The 19040-nt window shown below is 65.7% G+C and carries 14 protein-coding genes; 4 read left to right on the forward strand and 10 right to left on the reverse strand.

Annotated elements, in window-relative coordinates; all coding sequences use genetic code 11:
• Nucleotides 1-4 precede the first annotated feature (4 nt).
• Nucleotides 5-1930 (forward strand): SurA N-terminal domain-containing protein, encoded by a 1926-nt coding sequence (locus GV035_RS16680; protein ID WP_159836126.1) that lies wholly within the window; start codon nt 5-7, stop codon nt 1928-1930.
• Nucleotides 1931-2051: 121 nt separating this feature from the next.
• Here the strand turns inward: GV035_RS16680 and GV035_RS16685 are convergent, their stop codons facing one another.
• Together GV035_RS16685 and GV035_RS16690 are read right to left on the reverse strand one after the other, a co-directional pair.
• The gene (locus tag GV035_RS16685) at nt 2052-2393 is read right to left on the reverse strand and encodes a hypothetical protein (RefSeq protein ID WP_159836127.1); all 342 of its coding nucleotides are present in this window, start codon (nt 2391-2393) and stop codon (nt 2052-2054) included.
• A 121-nt stretch (nt 2394-2514) separates the two neighbouring features.
• Entirely contained in the window at nt 2515-3195 is a 681-nt protein-coding gene (locus tag GV035_RS16690) for an arylesterase (protein ID WP_159836128.1), read from the reverse strand.
• On the opposite strand from GV035_RS16690, the gene GV035_RS16695 reads away from it, so the two are divergent.
• Nucleotides 3194-3895, forward strand: a complete 702-nt coding sequence (locus tag GV035_RS16695) for an ABC transporter ATP-binding protein (RefSeq protein ID WP_159836129.1) — start codon at nt 3194-3196, stop codon at nt 3893-3895. The genes GV035_RS16690 and GV035_RS16695 overlap by 2 nt on opposite strands.
• Nucleotides 3896-3960: 65 nt before the next feature.
• Here the strand turns inward: GV035_RS16695 and pgi are convergent, their stop codons facing one another.
• The 3 genes from pgi to GV035_RS16710 all read right to left on the reverse strand — a co-directional run bounded on the left by pgi (nt 3961) and on the right by GV035_RS16710 (nt 8724).
• A complete protein-coding gene (gene pgi / locus GV035_RS16700; RefSeq protein WP_159836130.1) occupies nt 3961-5583 on the reverse strand; it encodes a glucose-6-phosphate isomerase in 1623 nt (540 codons plus the stop codon).
• Nucleotides 5584-5789: 206 nt separating this feature from the next.
• Nucleotides 5790-7355 carry an NAD(P)H-hydrate dehydratase gene (locus tag GV035_RS16705; RefSeq protein ID WP_159836131.1) on the reverse strand — a complete coding sequence of 522 codons (1566 nt, stop codon included), beginning with the start codon at nt 7353-7355 and terminating at the stop codon, nt 5790-5792.
• Between the two features lie 76 nt (nt 7356-7431).
• On the reverse strand, nt 7432-8724 hold the full coding sequence (locus GV035_RS16710) for an FAD-dependent oxidoreductase (protein WP_236572637.1): 1293 nt from the start codon (nt 8722-8724) through the stop codon (nt 7432-7434).
• A 424-nt stretch (nt 8725-9148) separates the two neighbouring features.
• On the opposite strand from GV035_RS16710, the gene purL reads away from it, so the two are divergent.
• Entirely contained in the window at nt 9149-13186 is a 4038-nt protein-coding gene (gene purL, locus GV035_RS16715) for a phosphoribosylformylglycinamidine synthase (RefSeq protein WP_159836133.1), read from the forward strand.
• A 142-nt stretch (nt 13187-13328) separates the two neighbouring features.
• On the opposite strand, the gene GV035_RS16720 is transcribed toward purL, so the two are convergent.
• From GV035_RS16720 to GV035_RS16740, 5 genes are all read right to left on the reverse strand, one after another.
• Nucleotides 13329-14111: a peptidylprolyl isomerase gene (locus tag GV035_RS16720; protein WP_159836134.1), complete on the reverse strand. Its 783-nt coding sequence runs from the start codon at nt 14109-14111 to the stop codon at nt 13329-13331.
• A 104-nt stretch (nt 14112-14215) separates the two neighbouring features.
• Nucleotides 14216-14530 (reverse strand): BolA family protein, encoded by a 315-nt coding sequence (locus GV035_RS16725; RefSeq protein WP_159836135.1) that lies wholly within the window; start codon nt 14528-14530, stop codon nt 14216-14218.
• Complete coding sequence (locus GV035_RS16730; RefSeq protein WP_159836136.1) at nt 14527-15063, reverse strand: septation protein A; 537 nt, start codon at nt 15061-15063, stop codon at nt 14527-14529. Before GV035_RS16730 ends, GV035_RS16725 begins: the two co-directional genes overlap by 4 nt.
• A gap of 142 nt (nt 15064-15205) precedes the next feature.
• Nucleotides 15206-15628, reverse strand: a complete 423-nt coding sequence (msrB, locus tag GV035_RS16735; RefSeq protein WP_159836137.1) for a peptide-methionine (R)-S-oxide reductase MsrB — start codon at nt 15626-15628, stop codon at nt 15206-15208.
• 43 nt (nt 15629-15671) lie between these two features.
• Nucleotides 15672-17267, reverse strand: a complete 1596-nt coding sequence (locus GV035_RS16740; protein ID WP_159836138.1) for a protein adenylyltransferase SelO — start codon at nt 17265-17267, stop codon at nt 15672-15674.
• A gap of 105 nt (nt 17268-17372) precedes the next feature.
• On the opposite strand from GV035_RS16740, the gene GV035_RS16745 reads away from it, so the two are divergent.
• The gene (locus GV035_RS16745) at nt 17373-19031 is read left to right on the forward strand and encodes a 3-(methylthio)propionyl-CoA ligase (protein WP_159836139.1); all 1659 of its coding nucleotides are present in this window, start codon (nt 17373-17375) and stop codon (nt 19029-19031) included.
• Nucleotides 19032-19040 lie beyond the last annotated feature (9 nt).

Here is a 19040-nt window from a genome sequence, read left to right on the forward strand (position 1 = left end):
ACGCATGCTCGACTTCTTTCGCAACCACCAGCGCCTGATGATGGCCCTGTTGATCCTCATCATCGTGCCCGGACTGGGTATCGTCGGGATCCAGGGCTTCAGCAACTTTTTCGACGAAAGCGCGTACGTCGCCAGCGTGAATGGTCACAAGATCACGCGTGCCGAGTACGAGAGCGCCTTCAGGCAGCAGGTCGACCGCGCCCGCGCCATGCTCGGCGCGCAGTTCGATCCCAAGATGTTCGATTCGCCCGAGACGCGCAGCGCGATGGTCAACAGCCTCGTGCAGCAGCGCGCGATGGCCGACGAAACGCAGCGCCTGCACCTCACGGCCTCCGACGACGCCGTGCGCCGCGCGCTCTTGTCCGATCCCGGCATCGCGTCGCTGCGCAAGCCGGACGGCACGATCGACCTCGACCGTTACAAGCAGCTTCTCGCGATGCAGGGCATGACGCCCGCGCAATACGACGAACGCATGCGCTACACGATCGCCAACGACCAGATTCCGTCGAGCATCCAGCAGAGCGCGTTCACGTCGAAATCGCTCGCGCAGAACCTGACGGAACTGGCCGAGCAGCGCCGCTCCGTGCAGGGCCTGGCGCTGCGCACCGCGGACTTCACGGCGAAGGTGCAGCCGACGGACGCGCAACTGCACGCCTACTACGACGCGCATCGCAATGAATTCGCGACGCCCGAGACCGCGACGATCCAGTATCTCGTGCTGTCGCCGGCCACGCTCGCGGCCGCGTCGAAGCCGAGCGACGCCGATCTCAAGAAGTTCTACGACGACAACATCCAGCGTTACCGCACGCAGGGCGAAGTGCGCGCGAGCCACATCCTGACCAACGCGCCGAAGGACGCCAGCGCCGCTGACAAGGCCAAAGCCAGGCAGAAAGCCGAAGCCGTGCTGGCGCAAGTCAAGGCGCACCCGGACCAGTTCGCGGAAATCGCGAAGAAGAATTCGGATGATCAGGGCTCGTCGGAAAAGGGCGGCGATCTCGGTTACTTCGCGCCCGGCCAGATCGCGGGCGGCAAGGCATTCGACGACGCCGCCTTCAGCCTGAAGAAGGGCGAGGTAAGCAACATCGTCGAGTCGGACTTCGGCTATCACATCATTCAGGCGACAGATGTCAAGCCGGCCGTCACGAAGCCGTTCGATCAGGTGAAGGACGCCGTCGCGAAGGACTACGCGGCGCAGCAGGGCTCGAAGGGCTTCGCGGACAGTGCGCAAGGCTTCACCGATCTCGTCTATGAGAAAGAGAAGTCGCTGCAACCGGCTGCCGACAAGTACAAGCTGACCATTCAGACGGCCACGGTCGGGCCGAAGCCGAATCCGCAGTTGCCGCCCGACAATCCGCTCAACAACGCGAAGTTCCTCGCGGCCGTGTTCGCGCCGGATTCGGTGAAGCAGCACTACAACACGCAGGCGGTCGATGCCGGCAACAATACGCTGATCGCGGCTCGCGTGACCGACTACAAGGCGCCCACCGTGCCCGCGTTCGACGCCGTCAAGGATGCCGTGCGGACGAAGGTTGTCGCAGAGCAGGCTGCGGCGCTCGCGCACAAGGAAGGCGAGGCGAAGCTTGCTGAGTTGCAGAAGTCGAAGTCGGCGGAAGGCTTCACGTCGGCAATCACCGTGTCGCGTAACGACGCGCAAGGCTTGCCGCCCACTGCGCTCGCCGCGATCTTCAAGGCAGATGCATCGAAACTGCCGGCGTATGTCGGCGTCGATCTGGGCGCGGACGGTTACGCGATCTACCGCGTGAATGGAATCGAGAAGGCCGCGCCTGCCGCAGCGGACCGCCTCGCGGGCGCGCAGCAGCAGATCGCGCAAGTGTATGGGCAGGCCGAGATGGAAGCCTATATCGACTCCCTCAAGGCGCGTTCGAAGGTCAAACTCAGCGCGGCGCCTGCGCCGTCGGCCAACGAATAAGCAACATAGCGCGTCGATAACGAAAAGCCCCCGCGTCCGAAAGGAGCGGGGGCTTTGTTTTGGCACAATCCTGCATTCAGCTCTCTGCGATGTCTCGGCACATCGCTGGGCGAAAGCGCAATTACAGGCAGCCTTGAATGTCGCCGGTCGTGTCGCTGCCCGCTGCGCCCGCGGCGCGGAAGCCCACCCACGAACCCGGACCCGACGGGGACGGACGCACCACGGCCGCTGCGCCGTTAGGCGGTTGCTGGCCCGGAACGAACACGTCGACGGCCTGATCGTTCGCGAGCGTGTCCTGCGAAATCACTTGCTGCTGCGACTTCGTGGCCCACTGCTGAGAGATGCATTGCGCGACCACCTTCGGCGCCTTCTGGCTCGTGCCGACTTGTTGCATGCCGGCAGGCGGCTGAGCGGCACAGGCAGAAATCGCAACGGTCAATGCGAGCAAGGGGAAGTATTTCACGTGACCTCCTTGTAGAGTCGCTCGATGTCGAGCGGGTTATAAGAGTGACGCGAGAGTCTCGGATACGGGAATCGTGGCCGCGTTTCGCGTTTTTCGTCGTGCTGTCGCGGTTGCATCGCGGCTACTGCGACACGCTTGCGCCCAGCAAGGGTTTCAACGTTGGCCAGACGTTGTTCAACAGCAAAGGCTGGGCCTGCACCGTCGGATGAATCTGGTCCGACTGAAACATCGACGGCTTGTCTTCGATGCCTGCGAGCAGAAACGGCACGAGCGCCACGTGCTTGTCCTTCGCGATGCGCTCGTACACCGTATGGAACTTTTGCGAGTAGTCGGGGCCGTAGTTGGGCGGCACATACATGCCGATAAGCAGCACTTTTGCATGCGCGGCCTGCGACGCATCGACAATGCCGCGAAGGTTCGCTTCCGTGGTCGCGAGCGGCACGCCGCGCAGCGCGTCGTTGGCGCCCAGTTCGACGACGACGACCGCCGGCTTGATGCGCGCGAGCACGGCGGTGAGCCGGGCGCGTCCGCCGCTCGTCGTGTCGCCGCTAATGCTCGAATTGGCGACGCTATAATCGAGACGCTCTTTGGCCAGCCGCTCGCGCAGCAGCGCGACCCAGCCGGTATCGCGCGGCAGGCCGTATTCCGCGGAAAGACTGTCGCCGAGCACGACGATGGCTGGCTTGGTCTGCGCATCCGCTGCGTCGGCAGGCGACAAGGCGGCCACAGAGCACAGCATCATGCTCGCCATCGCGGCCCTCACGAAACCGCGCGCGCTCCAGTTCTTATTCAAGGTGTCCATGCAAAACAATATCGAGCCGGTCATCGAAGTTCGGGGATTGAGCAAACGGGTGAAGGACGCCACGGGCGAGCTGACGATTCTGGACAACATCGATTTGTCCATCGCGAAGGGTAGCAGCGTGGCGATCGTCGGGGCATCGGGGTCGGGCAAGTCGACGTTGCTCGGCCTGCTCGCGGGTTTGGACAGCGCGAGCGACGGCTCGGTTCGCCTGCTCGGCGAGGAGCTGTCGGCGCTGAATGAAGACGAGCGCGCCGCGCTGAGAAGCGGCGCGGTCGGGTTCGTGTTCCAGTCGTTCCAGTTGATGCCGCATCTGACCGCGCTCGAAAACGTGATGCTGCCGCTCGAGTTGCGCGCCGAGGTGCCGCACGATCAGATTGCGCAACGCGCGCGGTCGCTCCTCGATCAAGTCGGGCTCTCGCAGCGCACCGGGCATTATCCGAAGCTGCTGTCGGGCGGCGAACAACAGCGCGTCGCGCTTGCACGCGCCTTCGTCACGCATCCCGCGATTCTTTTCGCCGATGAACCCACCGGCAGCCTCGACGCCGCGACCGGCTACGCGATCATCGACCTTATGTTCGCGATGAACGAGCGCAACGGCGCGACGCTCGTGCTCGTCACGCACGACGCCGAACTGGCGCAACGCTGCGACGCGACCGTGACGATCGAAGCCGGACGGCTCGTCAACGGCCTCGCCGTCTAGACGCGAAAACGCCCGCATCGGCAACGATGCGGGCGTCATCGCTAACGGCAATGTCGCGCGACGCTTCAGCGTTTGAGCGCCTTGCGCGCGCGCTCGATCAACGCGGACGTCGACGAATCGTGCTTCGCCGGATCGGCGCTTGCCGCCGTGATATCCGCCTCGACGACCTTGCCGAGAATCTTGCCCAGTTCGACGCCCCACTGGTCGAACGAATTGATGTCCCACACCGTTCCCTGTACCAGCACCTTGTGCTCGTAAAGCGCGATCAGCGCGCCGAGCGACTGCGGCGTGAGCGCGTCGAGCAGGATCGTCGTGGTCGGCCGGTTGCCGGGGAAGCTCAGGTGCGTGGCGAGTTCTTCCTTGCCCGGCCCCGCGACCTTCTTCGCTTCTTCGAGCGTGCGGCCGAGCATCAGCGCCTCGCTCTGCGCGAAGCAGTTGGCAAGCAGCTTCGCGTGATGATCGACGAGCGGGTGCTCCGGCGTCAGCAAGGCGATGAAGTCGATCGGAATGATGGTCGGCCCTTGATGCAGCATCTGGAAAAACGCGTGCTGGCCGTTCGTGCCCGGCTCGCCCCAGATCACGGCGGCGGTCGGGTAGTCGACCATGCCGCCGTCGAGCGTCGCGGATTTGCCGTTGCTCTCCATCTCCAGTTGCTGAAGATACGACGGCAGATACTCCAGCGCCTGCGAATACGGCGCGACGAGATCGCTTTGCGAACCGAAGAAGTTGCGATACCAGATGCCGATCATGCCCATCAGCACCGGCAGGTTTTGTGCGAGCGGAGCGGTGCGGAAGTGCTGGTCCATTGCGTCGGCGCCTTGCAGCAGCGACTCGAAAATCTGCGGCCCGACCGACAGCATGATCGACAGCCCAACCGCCGACCATAGCGAATAGCGCCCGCCGACCCAGTCCCACATCTCGAAGACGTTTTCCTTCGCGATGCCGAACTTCACGACCTCCGCCGTATTCGCCGACACGCCGACGAAGTGCTTCGACAGCTGGTCTTCCGGGCAGCCTTGGCTTGAGAACCAGTCGCGCATGGAGTGCGCGTTGGTCATGGTTTCGAGCGTGGTAAAGGTCTTCGAGACGACGATGGCGAGCGTCTCTTCGGCGTCGATCTGCTGAAGGACGCTGTAGAGATCGGCGCCATCGACGTTGGAGACGAAGTGCGTATCCAGTTCCTTCGACGCGAGATGATGCAGCGCATGCACGACCATCTTCGGTCCGAGGTCCGAGCCGCCGATGCCGATGTTCACCACATGGCGGATGCGCTTGCCGGTATAGCCGGTCCACGAACCGTCGCGCACCTTGTCGGCGAACGCGGCCATCTTCGCCTTCTCTTTCTGCACTTGTTCGTGAAAGGGCGCGTCCGGCGACTGCGCGCGCAGCGCGGTGTGCAGCGCGGCGCGGCCTTCCGTGACGTTCACGGTTTCGCCGGCGAACATCGCGTCGCGGCGCTTCGTGACGCCGGTTTCTTCAGCGAGTTGCACGAGCAGTTCGAGCGTGGCGTCGGTGATGCGGTTCTTCGAGAAATCGATCGTGAGGCCGCCGCCTTCGAACGTCAGGCGCTCGGCGCGCGTCGGCGCCGTGTCGTTTTGCGGCGCGAACCAGTCGCGCAGGCGCTCTCCGGAGATGGCATCGTAGTGCGATTGGAGCGCCGACCAGGCAGGGTGCGATTTGAGCGTCATAGCGGTCTGATAGTCCAGAGTGACAGTGGGAAACGTCCGTGCGGATGCGGTTTGCCGAGGCTGCGTACTGCGACCATCGAAGGTTCGTGAACGCGGTGCGTGCCGCCGCGGATGCCCGAATCGAAGCAACGAATCAAGAGGAGTATAGCGACGATGCGTGAATGGATGCTTGCAAGCCGTCACAAGCCCGGCCGCGCTATCCTGCGCTATGCGTTCGGCGGATAAAACAGGCGGTTGATGAGACCGCGCACCTCGGGCGCGAGTTCGCCCGCCGTGAGTCCCGCCGGTCCGATGCCGCGACCGGTCAGCGTCTGCGCCGCGAGTCCGTGCAGATAGACGCCCGCGAGCGCCGCCTCGTACTGCGGCAGCTTTTGTGCGAGCAATGCGCCGATCAGGCCGCCGAGCACGTCGCCGGTGCCGCCTGTGGCGAGTCCCGCGTTGCCCGTCGGGTTCACGGCGACGCGGCCATCCGGCGACGCGATCACGGTGCCGGATCCTTTCAGCACGACGACGGCCACATAGCGCGCCGAAAGCTGCCGCGCGGCGGCGATGCGGTCCCCCTGCACGGCTTTCGCGTCGGTCGCAAGAAGGCGCGCGGCTTCCAGCGGATGCGGCGTCAGAACGCACGGGTCGCCCGCACGGCCGCGCGCCGCGACTTCGCCCGCCAGCGCGTCGTCCTTCGCGACGAGATTCAGCGCGTCGGCATCGAAGAGCTTCGGCATGTCGAGCTTCAGCACATCGGCGAGCACGCGCTTCGCGCGCTCGCTCTTGCCCATGCCGCAGCCGATGGAGAGCGCGTCCATCTTGTCGAGCGCGAAGCCGTCGACGTGATGCAGCATCAGTTCCGGATGCGGCGGATCGTAGGGCGGGCCGCCTTCGCCCAGAAACGCGACGTTGACCTTGCCCGCGCCCGCATAGAGCGCCATGCGCGCCGCGAGGATCGGCGCGCCGCACATGCCCGTGTCGCCCCCGACGACGGCCAGCGTGCCGAACGTGCCCTTGTTGGTCGCGAAGTCGCGCGGCGGCAGGCTCGCCCGAAAGAGCGATGTGGCGTTGAGCACGACCGAAGGCGCGGCGGGCGGCTCGACTTCCAGCGTCGCGACGTGCAGCCTGCCGCACAGATCGCGGCCTTGCGCCGTGATGAGACCCGGCTTCCCGCCGATGAACGTGATCGTCGCGTTCGCGCGCAGCGCCTCGCCGCCACCGACAGGCGCGCCGGTATCGCTGTCGAGGCCGCTCGGCACGTCGAGCGCGAGCACGCGGCCGGACTGCTGCGCGCGACGCGACATGCGCGCGGCGAGCGTCGCGAAGACGCCATCGAGCGGGCGCGTGAGGCCGATGCCGAACATGCCGTCGACGAGCCAGCCGAAACCGTCAAACGAGGCGGGCGGGTCGCTTTCCATTAGCACGCCCGCCGCTTTTGCCGCATCGAGCGCCCAGCGCGCGTCGTCGGGTTTGACGGCTATCGGCATGCAGACCTTCACGGCCACGCCCTCGCGATGCAGATGTTCCGCGACGACGAGCGCATCTCCGCCGTTGTTGCCCGGACCGGCGGCAATCCACACGGGCAGCGCGCGGGCGTCGGGATCGCGGGAGAGGGCGTCGAGAAGATACTGCGCGGCGGCTGCGCCCGCTCGGGCCATCAGCGTATGCGGGGGCAGCGCGGCGGCGGCACGCGCCTCGAGACTGCGCAACTCCGCGAGCGTGAGAAGCGGGAGCGCGTCGTCGTCGGGCATGAAGTAGGAAGCGGATGTGCAAGCGGATGCGGTCATGGCGGCGCAGGAACGGTCGGCGAAAGGTCGGCTCGCACCGTTCATGCCACGCCGCACCGGCACGGCGATTCGCGCGTCAAAAACGTTCGACGCCGATGGCCGCGAGCGTCTCGGCGGGAAGATCGGGCGTGGAACCGGAGACGAGATCCGCGACCACTTTAGCAGACCCGCACGCGAGGCCCCAGCCCGCCGGACCGTGCGCCGCGTTGACGAAAAGGCGCGGATGCCGCGTCGCGCCGACCACCGGCAGTCCGTCGGCAGAAAGCAGGCGCAGGCCGTCCCACGAACGCGCCGCCGACACACGCGCAGCACCGGGAATCCAGTCGTGGGTGCCTTGGCCGAGCAGATCGAAGGCGCGGCGCGCGAGCCCGGAGTCCGTCGGTTTATCCGCTTTCGCGAAGCTCTGAAAAATACCCGCGCCACCGACGCGCAGCCGCTGATTCACCCGCGACATCGCAATGCGCTTCACCGAATCGACCACGGTGATGTGCGGCGCGCGCTCCTCGTAGGCGACGGGCGCCGTCAGCGTATGCACGCGCAGCGGGTAGAGCGAGGGCGTCGAACGGTAGCCGCCGACGAGCGCGGGCGTATCCGCGCCCGCCGCGACGACGAGCGCATCGGCGGACACTACTGCGGCGTCGGCGCGGGTTGTCTTGTCGTCCTTCGCGCGGGCGAGTTCGACCGCGGCACGCCGGTCTTCCAGGCGCAGCGACGCGACTTCGCAGTTCATGCGGAATTCCACGCCAGCCTCTTCAAGCAACTGCTTGAGCTGCTTCGTGAGAAGCGGGCAATTGGCCGTGCGCGCGTCGGGCAGCAGCACGCCGCCCGCAAACGCCGGGTCGTCCGGCACCGAAGGCTCGGCCCGCACGCATTCGTCGGGTTCCAGCCGCCGGTGCGGCACGCCGAAGCGCTTGAGAAGCTCAATGGCTGCTTGGGCGTCGTCGAGTTCGCGGGCGTGCCGGAACACGTGCAGCATGCCGACGCGCTGTTCGAAGTCGAGCTCGAACCGCGCTTCGATATCGGCGAGCGCGCGCCGCGACAATTCGACGAGCGGCTGCAAGAGCGCGTATTGCGCCGCGAACGCCTGCGGATTGCGCAACTGGCCGAGCCGTTTCAGGAAATCGCGTGCGGCGCCGTCGAAGCCGGTCTTCACGACCATGCCGCTTTGCTTCGCGCGGCTCGACGCCATGAACGTCGGTCCGAACCAGACATCGAGCGGCGAGGGCAGGAGCGCGCCGCCCTGGCCGTAGGTCGCGCCCTGCGCGACGGTCGCGTGGCGCTCGATGACGCACACCCGATGCCCGGCCGCATGCAATTGATACGCGGTGGCGATGCCGGCGATTCCTCCGCCGATGACGATGACATCCATGACTTTTTGTGCCCGAAGGCGGGAGAAAGCACGCGCGGCGCGACGCATCGAGCGCCCCGCAAAGCCGCGTGTCCTGACGGTAAGACGGCGGGCGCGGCGGCATGCCGCGCCCGAAGAAAGCGCGCCATGATAGCGCCAAACGCGCCGTCCGGGGATGGCCGTTTCCGATCCGCTCGCCTGCAAAAATATGTGTCGCGCAGCGCCGCAACGGCGCGACGAATTTTCAGCGAGTTTTCAGGATAAGCGACGTAACGCCCCGTTCCGCCAGGCGCGAGCGCGGCGGCGCTGCCCGCCCATTCCTGGCCGATTTCGAGACGCATCCGGGTTATAATCGCGGTCTTCACTCCGCCTCACGCCGCTTTCGCGCACTCGGCGCGCCGAGTGCCATCGAGCGGCTCACAGACGTCATCGACGCACCGTCACAATGGCCCACTTCTCGTGTTTCCCCGGCGCTTCGGCCCTCTCCGATTTCCGTCAGACCCGCCTTCTCGAAACGCTCGTCCGCATCGACGCGAACATCGTCAGCGTGCGCGGACAATTCCTGCATTTCGTCAACGCGTCCGAGCCGCTCAGCGACGAGGACACGAACCGCATCCACGCGCTGATGCACTACGGCACGCCGTTCGAGGACCAGAAAGAGCGTGGCCACGTCGAGACGTTCCTCGTCGTGCCGCGCTTCGGCACCGTGTCGCCGTGGGCGAGCAAGGCCACCGACATCGCGCATCACTGCGGTTTGACGCAGGTGCGGCGCATCGAGCGTGGCGTCGAGTATTCCGTCGTCATGAAAAGCGGTCTGCTCGGCGGCAAGAAGGCGCTGTCGGACGAGGCGCGCGCGCAGGTTGCCGCCGCGCTGCACGACCGCATGACAGAGAGCGTCGCGGCATCGCGCGATCAGGCACTGCATCTCTTCGATGAACTGCCCGCGAAGCCGCTGCAGACGGTCGATATCATCGGCACGGGACGCGCCGCGCTCGAAGCCGCGAACGTCGAACTGGGACTCGCGCTGGCGGACGACGAGATCGACTATCTGGTGAACGCGTTCCAGAGCCTCGAGCGCAATCCGACCGATGTCGCACTGATGATGTTCGCGCAGGCGAACAGCGAGCACTGCCGCCACAAGATTTTCAATGGCGAATGGACCATCGACGGCGAAAAGCAGGACATGTCGCTGTTCCAGATGATCCGCAATACCGAGAAGCTGAATCACGAAGGGACCATCGTCGCGTATTCGGACAACTCCGCGATCATGCAGGGCGGCATGGCGGAACGCTGGTTCCCTCGCGGCGAGAGCGAGCACTACGGGCGGCACGTCGAGCTGACGCACACGCTGATGAAGGTCGAGACGCACAACCACCCGACCGCCATCTCGCCGTTCGCGGGCGCGGCGACGGGCTCGGGCGGCGAAATCCGCGACGAAGGCGCAACCGGCCGCGGCGCGCGTCCGAAAGCAGGTCTCGCGGGCTTCACGGTGTCGAATCTGGATCTCCCCGACGCGCGCCAGAAATGGGAGAACGCCCGCGACAGCGCCACGCCGCCGGCCGCGCGCAATCCCGCCGACGCGCACGAGCCGTATGGCCGCCCGAACCGCATCGCCTCGCCGTTGCAGATCATGATCGACGGCCCGATCGGCGCGGCGGCGTTCAACAACGAATTCGGCCGGCCGAATCTCGGCGGCTATTTCCGCGCCTACGAGCAGAACGTCGCAGGCCGCGTGCGCGGCTATCACAAGCCGATCATGATCGCGGGCGGCATCGGCAATATCTCGGACCAGCACACGCACAAGCACGATCTGCCGGCCGGCACGCTGCTAATTCAGATCGGCGGGCCGGGCATGCGCATCGGCATGGGCGGCGGCGCGGCTTCTTCGATGGCGACCGGCGCGAACACCGCCGAGCTCGACTTCGATTCCGTCCAGCGCGGCAATCCCGAAATTCAGCGCCGCGCGCAGGAAGTGATCAACGCGTGCTGGCAGATGGGCGAGCGCAATCCGATTCTGTCGATCCACGACGTCGGCGCGGGCGGCATCTCGAATGCGTTCCCCGAACTCGTCGACGGCGCGGGCAAGGGCGCGCGCTTCGAGTTGCGCCGGGTGCAGCTCGAAGAAAGCGGCCTGTCGCCGCGCGAAATCTGGTCGAACGAGGCGCAAGAGCGTTACGTGCTGGCGATTGCGCCCGCCGATCTGTCCGCGTTCGAAGCGATCTGCGCGCGCGAGCGTTGCCCGGTCGCGGTCGTCGGCGTGGCGACGCAAGAGCGCCAGCTCAAGCTGATCGACGACGAGAATGAAGGGCAGCCGCCGGTCGATATGCCGATGGACGTGCTGCTCGGCAAGCCGCCGAAGATGCATCGCGACGTGAAGCGCGAGCGCGCGCAGTTCGAGCCGGTCGATGTCACGGGCCTCGTGCTGTCGGAGGTCGCGCTCGACGTGCTCAAGCATCCGACGGTTGCAAGCAAGTCGTTTCTCATCACCATCGGCGACCGCTCGGTGGGCGGCACGACCGCACGCGACCAGTTCGTGGGTCCGTGGCAGGTGCCCGTCGCCGACTGCGCGATCACGACGATGGACTACGCGGGCTTTCGCGGCGAAGCGATGACGATGGCCGAGCGCACGCCGCTCGCCGTCATCGACGCGCCCGCGTCGGGCCGCATGGCCGTCGGCGAAGCGGTGACGAACATCGCGTCCGCGCCGATCGAATCGCTCAACAAGCTCAAGCTCTCCGCGAACTGGATGGCCGCGTGCGGCAGCGCGGGCGAAGACGCCGCGCTCTACGCGACGGTGAAGGCCATCGGCATGGAACTGTGCCCGGCGCTCGGCATCAGCATCCCGGTCGGCAAGGATTCACTGTCCATGCGAACCAAGTGGCAGGATGCGCGGGGCTTCGAGAAGGAAGTCGTGTCGCCGGTGTCGCTCATCATCTCGGCGTTCGCGCCGGTCGAAGACGTGCGCCGCCAACTCACGCCGCAACTCGTCGCCGATACGAACACCGTGCTGATCGCAATCGATCTCGGGCGCGGGCGCAATCGCCTCGGCGGCAGCATTCTGGCGCAGGTGACGCAGCAGGTCGGCGACGCCGTGCCCGACGTGGACGACGCGGAAGACCTGAAACGCTTCTTCGCCGCGATCCAGTCGCTCAATGCCAGCGGCAAGCTGCTCGCGTACCACGACCGCTCCGACGGCGGCCTTTGGGCGACGGTCTGCGAAATGGCGTTCGCGGGCCACGTGGGCGTGTCGCTGAACGTGGACATGCTGACGCTCGACGCCGAGCACGAATCCGACTACGGCGACGCGAAGGACTGGGCGAAGCAGACGAGCGGCCGGCGCGACGACCGCACCATTCGCGCGCTCTTCGCCGAAGAACTCGGCGCCGTCGTGCAGGTGCGTGCAGCGGACCGCGACGCGGTGTTCGCCGCGCTGCGCGAGCACGGTTTGTCGGCGTGCTCACATGTGATCGGCAAGCCGAACGAGCGCGATGCCGTCGAAATCTATCGCGACGCCAAGAAGATTTTCGACGCGCCGCGCGTGGAACTGCATCGCGCGTGGAGCGAGGTGAGCTGGCGCATCGCGCGCCTGCGCGACAACCCGGCCTGCGCCGACGCTGAATACGACGCGCTGCTCGACGCGAGCGATCCGGGCCTCTCGCCCGCGCTCACGTTCGATCCGGCGGAAGACGTGGCCGCGCCCTTCATCGCGACGAACAAGCGTCCGCGCGTGGCGATTCTGCGCGAGCAGGGCGTGAACTCGCATCTGGAAACGGCTTACGCGTTCGACCGCGCCGGCTTCGACGCGCACGACGTCCACATGAGCGACCTGCTCGAAGGCCGCGCGACGCTCGCCGATTTCGCGGGCGCGGTGGCATGCGGCGGCTTCTCGTACGGCGACGTGCTCGGCGCGGGCGAGGGCTGGGCGAAGACCATCCGCTTCAATCCGCGCCTCGCGGACATGTTCGCGGCGTTCTTCGCGCGCCAGGATACGTTCGCGCTCGGCATCTGCAACGGCTGCCAGATGATGTCGAGCCTGGCGTCGATCATTCCGGGCGCCGAAGCCTGGCCGAAGTTCACGCGCAACAAGTCGGAGCAGTTCGAGGCGCGCTTCTCGCTGGTGGAAGTGCAGAGCTCGCCGTCGATCTTCTTCGCCGGCATGGAAGGCTCGCGCATTCCGGTGGCGGTCGCGCACGGCGAAGGTTTCGCGGACTTTTCGCAACAGGGCGATGCGGCGCGCGCGCTCGTCGCGATGCGTTTCGTCGATCATCGCGGCAACGCGACGGAGCAGTATCCGTTCAATCCGAACGGTTCGCCGCAGGGCATCACGTCCGTCACGACGCCCGACGGCCGCTTCACGGTGCTGATGCCGCACATGGAGCGCGTGCATCGCAATGTGCAGATGAGCTGGACGCCCGCCGACTGGACCACCGACGCAAGCCCGTGGCTGCGCGTGTTCCAAAACGCGCGACGGTTTCTCGGCTGATCGGGCTTGAGCGTGGAGAAACGCCCCGGAGCCTTGGCTTTCGGGGCGTTTTTTCGGACTCCGCGGCTTCGAAACGACAAACGACAAAGCCGCCCGAAGGCGGCTTTGTCGCTTATTACGCGCGTCGCGGCGAACGAGCCGCTTACTTGATCACCGCTTTCTTGCGCAGATTCTCTTCGAACGCCTGCAGCTTTTCCTGCTGCATCTGCTGCGCGATCTGCGGCTTGACCTGCTCGAACGGCGGCGGCGCGACCTCGCGGCTGTCGTCCAGACGGATGACGTGCCAGCCAAATTGCGTCTTCACCGGCGCGGGCGTGACTTCGCCCTTCTTGAGCTGCTCCGCCGCTGCGCCGAACTCCGGCACATACGCCGACGGCGCCGACCAGTCGAGATCGCCGCCGTTCTTGCCCGATCCCGGGTCCTTCGAATACTGCTTCGCGAGGTCTTCGAAGCTCGCGCCGCCCTTGATCTTCGCGATCAGATCCTTCGCCTGCGCCTCGTTATCCACGAGGATGTGATGCAGATGCAGTTCCTTGCCGCCGCCTTGCTGCTTCACGAGCTGGTCGTAGCGCGCCTTGAGCTCGGCATCGGTCGGCTTGTTCTTGGCGACGAAGTCTTCGATCATCGCGCGCAGCACGACGGTCTGCTGCGCGACCGCCAGTTGCGCCTTCACGTCCGGCCGGTTCGCGACACCTTCGCGGGCCGCTTCCTGCATCAGAATTTCGCGGTTGATGAGTTCTTCGCGCACGGCCTGTTGCAGTTGCGGCGAATCCTGCTGACCCTGCTGGACGAGTTGCTTCACGAGCGCATCGGCGCGCGCGGTGGGAATCGGCGTGCCGTTGACCACAGCAATGTTCTGCGCAAACGCGGGAGCCGCCGCGAACGCAGCCAGCAACACCCAGACGCGGGTTTTTTTCAAAGTCATCGGAGGTTCCTAACTGAACAAACAGACGCCTTCGCAGGCGGGTTTAGCGAGATTGAAGCCAGGCGCCGGCCGCGGCGGACTGGCGCGAACGGGCGAACCGCGATCTATTCGAATTGTTCTGCGAATTCTTGCGGCGTATAAGCCCGGATGGCGAGCGCATGCACGCCGCGCCGCATTTCCTCGGCCAGCGCATCATACACCAGCCGATGCCGCGCCACGCGGGCCTTGCCGGCGAAGCGTTCCGCGACGATCGTCACCGTGTAATGACTGCCCGACGCCGCGCCCGCGTGCCCCGCGTGCGCGGCGCTGTCGTCCTCGATATGGACCGACTGCGGATCGAGCGAGACATTCAGACGCGCTTCGAGGTGCGCGATTTTTTCCTGGGCGCTTGCGGCCATGAAATCGAAAGGCGCGGTCACTGGTTGTCCTCCTTCATGTACTTGGCGAGCCAGAAACTCTGCGCGACGATGAAGAGCACGAGGCAGCCGGTCGCGCCGAAGAGCTTGAAGTTGACCCACTGATCGGTCGTGAAGTGATAGGCGACGAAGAGATTCACGATGCCGAGCAGCGCGAAGAACACCGCCCACGCGACGTTCAACTGTCCCCATACGCGATGCGGCAGAACGATCTGCTTGCCCATCATCGCTTCGATCAGGTTCTTCTTGAAGCCGAGTTGCGCGACGATCAGCGCGAAAGCGAACAGCCAGTAGAGCGCCGTGGGCTTCCACTTGATGAACGTGTCGTTGTGCAGCACGAGCGTCGCGCCGCCGAACACGACGACGACGCCGAGGCTCACCCACAGCATCGGATCGACCTTGCGGTGCCGGAACGCGACCCAGGCAATTTGCACGAGCGTCGCCGCGATTGCCACGGCCGTCGCCGTATAGATGCCCCAGATCTTGAAAGCGACGAAAAAGAGGATGATCGGAAACAGATCGAACAGGAATTTCATTGGCGTCCGGAAGTGAGGCGAATCGTGGGGTGCGGGGCGCGCGATACCGCTAAACGAACGCCCGCTCGGGAGAGCGGGCGCGGGCCGGGCGGCGGCTTCCAGCGAGCGTGCTGGACCGTCTCGCCACAGGCATCGAACCCGGTTACTTGGGTTCGAATTGTAGCGCAGCCGAGTTGATGCAATACCGCAGGCCCGTGGGCGCGGGGCCGTCCTCGAACACGTGGCCGAGGTGCGCGCCGCAGTTCTTGCACTGCACTTCGATGCGCAGCATGCCGTGCGAGCGGTCGGTCTTTTCCTGGATCACTTCGCCGTTGATCGGCTTGAAGTAGCTCGGCCAGCCGCAGCCGGCGTCGAACTTGGTGTCGGATTCGAAGAGCGGCGTGCCGCAACACACGCAGTCGTACACGCCGCGCTCGAAGTGATCCCAGTATTCGCCGGTGAACGGCCGTTCGGTCGCCGCGTGGCGCGTGACCTGATATTGCATGTCGTTGAGTTCGCGGCGGTAGGCCGCGTCGTCTTTTTGCAGCGGATGCTCGGTGGCGCCGGGGGTGTCGTCTCGGTTCATGGTCTTCCTTTCGGTGCTTGTGGCGATGTAGTTGGGGGCGGGCTCAGGAAGAACAACTCACTTCGAGATCGCTCGCCCAGTCCGGCGGCAGGCCGGCGTAAGCCTCGTTTTCCGGTTGTTCGTCGAAGGGGCGGCGCAGCACGTCGAGCAGGCGCGCGACTTCCGAGAAGTCTTTCTCGTTTGCCTGACGGATGGCCTGCTCGGCTAGATGATTGCGCAGCACGAATTTCGGATTCACGCGATTCATCGCCGCCGCGCGGGCCGCGTCGTCGCGCGTTTCGTGCGCGAGACGCTCGCGATACTGCACCGCCCACGCGTCGAAGGCCGCGCGATCGAGGAACAGATCGCGCACGGGCGCGTCGCCCGAAGCATCCGCTTTCGCGAGCTTCGACAGATTGCGGAACGTCAGCGTGAAGTCCGCGCGGTTGCCGTGCATGATTTCGAGCAGGCCGTTGGCGAGTGTGTCGTCGCCTTCGCGCGCCGTCTCGAGGCCCAGCTTCGCGCGCATCTTCGCTTCCAGCGCCGGCGCGAAATACGTCTTATAGCGTTCGAGCACCTTCTGCGCTTGTTCGACCACACGTTCCGCGCGGCCTTCTTCCGGCAGCTTCGCGCCGAAAAGCGGCACGAGCGCCTGCGCGAGACAGAAGAGGTTCCAGTACCCGACCTGCGGCTGCCGGCTATACGAATAGCGGCCCTGCGTATCGGAGTGATTGCAGATGTGATGCGCGTTGAAGCCGTCCATGAAGCCGAACGGACCGTAGTCGATCGTGAGGCCGAGGATCGACATGTTGTCGGTGTTCATCACGCCGTGGCAGAAGCCCACGCCTTGCCACTGCGCCATGAGGTCCGCCGTGCGGCGCACCACTTCGTCGAGAAGCGCGAGGTAGGGATCGTCCGCGTCGCGGCACTGCGGATAAAAACGCTCGATCACGTGATCGGCCAGCGTCTTCAGATCGTCGACGCGCTCGTTCGCATAGAAGTGCTCGAAGTTGCCGAAGCGCACGAAGCTCGGCGCGATGCGCGTCGCGATCGCCGCCGTCTCGATGGTCTCGCGGCGCACCGGCAAGTCCGAGCCGATGACGGCGAGCGCGCGCGTCGTCGGAATGCCGAGATGATGCATCGCTTCCGAACACAGGAATTCGCGGATGGACGAGCGCAGCACCGCGCGGCCATCGCCCATGCGCGAATACGGCGTGCGGCCCGCGCCTTTCAGCTGCACTTCGAGGCGCGCGCCGGGACCGTCGACTTCGCCCAGCGTGAGCGCGCGGCCATCGCCCAGTTGACCGGCCCACACGCCGAACTGATGCCCCGAATAGACCGCCGCGTAGGGCAGCGCCTCGGGCGGCCACTCGCGCGTCGGATTGCCCGCGAAGTAATCGGCGAACGCGGCGTGTTCATCGTCCGCGATGCGGGCGTCGAAGCCGAGCAGTTCCGCCGCCTCGCGCGAGACGGCGACGACGTACGGATTGGGAACGGGCGTGGCGGGAAGGCGAGTCAGGAACGCGGGACCGAGCGCCGCGAACGAACCGGGGCGTTGGCTCTGGATGGCATCGGCGACCGTCTGCATGGACTGCGCGAGGGACTCGGGGGCATCGAGTTCGGTCGTTGCGCGCACGGCATTGCTTGGGGAAAACGACATATTGAGCGCCTCAGAGTTAAACGATATTGTAATTCCGCGCCCGCGGGCCTGCAGGGCGGCACGCGGGCAGGTGTCGGGATCATCCACTCGTCGAGGACTTCACACATGGCGGCACCGCTTTACGGTCAGATGATGGACATTCCGCTGCTCGCGTCGTCGTTGCTCTCGCATGCGGCGCGCCACTTCGGCGATACGGAAATCGTGTCGAAGCGCATCGAGGGCGACATCCATCGCTACACGTATCGCGATTGCGAAAAGCGCGCGAAGCAACTCGCGCAGGCGCTGATCGCGCTCGGCGTGGAGCAGGGCGAGCGCGTCGGCACGCTTGCGTGGAACGGCTACCGGCATCTGGAGTGCTACTACGGCGTCAGCGGCATGGGCGCCGTGTGCCACACCATCAACCCGCGGCTCTTTCCGGATCAGATCGCGTTCATCATCGACCACGCGGACGATTCATACGTCTTCTTCGACATGACGTTCGGCCCGCTCGTGGAACGCATCGCGCCGCATTGTCCGAACGTGAAGGGCTGGATCGCGCTCGGCGACGCCGCGTGCATCGCCGAACATCTCAGCGACATGAGCGTGCCCGTCTTGAGCTATGAAAGCCTCATCGCGCCGCAGGACGGCGCCTTCGAATGGCCGGTGCTCGACGAGCGTCAGGCTTCGTTTCTCTGCTACACGTCGGGCACGACAGGCAACCCGAAGGGCGCGCTGTATTCGCATCGTTCGACCGTGCTGCATGCGTACGCCGCCGCGCTGCCCGATGCAATGGGCGCTTCATCGAGCGATGCCATTCTGCCCGTCGTGCCGATGTTCCACGTCAATGCCTGGGGCATTCCGCACGCGGGGCCGCTCGTCGGCGCGAAGCTCGTGTTCCCCGGCAAGGACCTCGACGGCAAGTCGCTCTACGAACTCATGGAAGCGGAAGGCGTCACGTATTCGGCGGGCGTGCCGACGGTATGGCTCGGACTGCTGAATTATCTGAAGCAGTCGGACAAGCGTTTCTCGACGCTCAAGCGCACCGTGATCGGCGGCTCGGCGTGTCCGCCCGCGATGCTGCGCGCGTTCGAGGACGAATACGGCGTCGAAGTGATTCATGCGTGGGGCATGACGGAGATGTCGCCGCTTGGCACGCTGGCGCGCCTCTCGTTTCGCCAGAAGCAGCGCACGCCGGAGCAACAGCGGGCATCGCGCGAAAAGCAGGGCCACGCGCTCTTCGGCGTGGACATGAAAGTGGTCGGCGACGACGGCCGCGAACTGCCGTGGGACGGCGAGTCGTTCGGCGATCTGCACGTGCGCGGGCCGTGGGTCATCGACCGCTATTACCGGCGCGATGAATCGCCGCTTATCGACGGCTGGTTCCCCACCGGCGACGTCGCGACCATCGACGCGGACGGCTTCATGCACATCACCGACCGCAGCAAGGACGTGATCAAGTCGGGCGGCGAATGGATCAGCTCGATCGATCTGGAAAACATCGCGATGTCGCATCCGCAAGTCGCGGAGGCGGCGTGCATCGCGTGTTCGCATCCGAAGTGGACCGAGCGGCCGATGATCGTCGCCGTGCTGCGGCCCGGCGCGACGCTCACGCGCGAGGAACTGATCGCGCACTACGAAGGCAAGGTCGCAAAGTGGTGGATTCCGGATGACGTCGTGTTCGCCGACGAGCTGCCGCATACCGCCACGGGCAAGCTCCAGAAAGTGCGGCTGCGCGAGCAGTATCGCGATCACGTGTTGCCCGTCGCGGCGGAAAAGGCAATGTGAGCGCGTTGC

This window comes from Burkholderia sp. 8Y, assembly GCF_902506145.1.
Classification (GTDB): domain Bacteria; phylum Pseudomonadota; class Gammaproteobacteria; order Burkholderiales; family Burkholderiaceae; genus Caballeronia.

What these genes read in the sequence shown, in the direction of transcription:
- GV035_RS16680 (WP_159836126.1), top strand. Translation starts at nt 5, where the DNA reads ATGCTCGACTTCTTTCGCAACCACCAGCGCCTGATGATGGCCCTGTTG.
- GV035_RS16695 (WP_159836129.1), top strand. Translation starts at nt 3,194, where the DNA reads ATGCAAAACAATATCGAGCCGGTCATCGAAGTTCGGGGATTGAGCAAA.
- GV035_RS16690 (WP_159836128.1), bottom strand. Translation starts at nt 3,195, where the DNA reads ATGGACACCTTGAATAAGAACTGGAGCGCGCGCGGTTTCGTGAGGGCC.
- pgi (WP_159836130.1), bottom strand. Translation starts at nt 5,583, where the DNA reads ATGACGCTCAAATCGCACCCTGCCTGGTCGGCGCTCCAATCGCACTAC.
- GV035_RS16705 (WP_159836131.1), bottom strand. Translation starts at nt 7,355, where the DNA reads ATGACCGCATCCGCTTGCACATCCGCTTCCTACTTCATGCCCGACGAC.
- GV035_RS16710 (WP_236572637.1), bottom strand. Translation starts at nt 8,724, where the DNA reads ATGGATGTCATCGTCATCGGCGGAGGAATCGCCGGCATCGCCACCGCG.
- purL (WP_159836133.1), top strand. Translation starts at nt 9,149, where the DNA reads ATGGCCCACTTCTCGTGTTTCCCCGGCGCTTCGGCCCTCTCCGATTTC.
- GV035_RS16720 (WP_159836134.1), bottom strand. Translation starts at nt 14,111, where the DNA reads ATGACTTTGAAAAAAACCCGCGTCTGGGTGTTGCTGGCTGCGTTCGCG.
- GV035_RS16730 (WP_159836136.1), bottom strand. Translation starts at nt 15,063, where the DNA reads ATGAAATTCCTGTTCGATCTGTTTCCGATCATCCTCTTTTTCGTCGCT.
- msrB (WP_159836137.1), bottom strand. Translation starts at nt 15,628, where the DNA reads ATGAACCGAGACGACACCCCCGGCGCCACCGAGCATCCGCTGCAAAAA.
- GV035_RS16740 (WP_159836138.1), bottom strand. Translation starts at nt 17,267, where the DNA reads ATGTCGTTTTCCCCAAGCAATGCCGTGCGCGCAACGACCGAACTCGAT.
- GV035_RS16745 (WP_159836139.1), top strand. Translation starts at nt 17,373, where the DNA reads ATGGCGGCACCGCTTTACGGTCAGATGATGGACATTCCGCTGCTCGCG.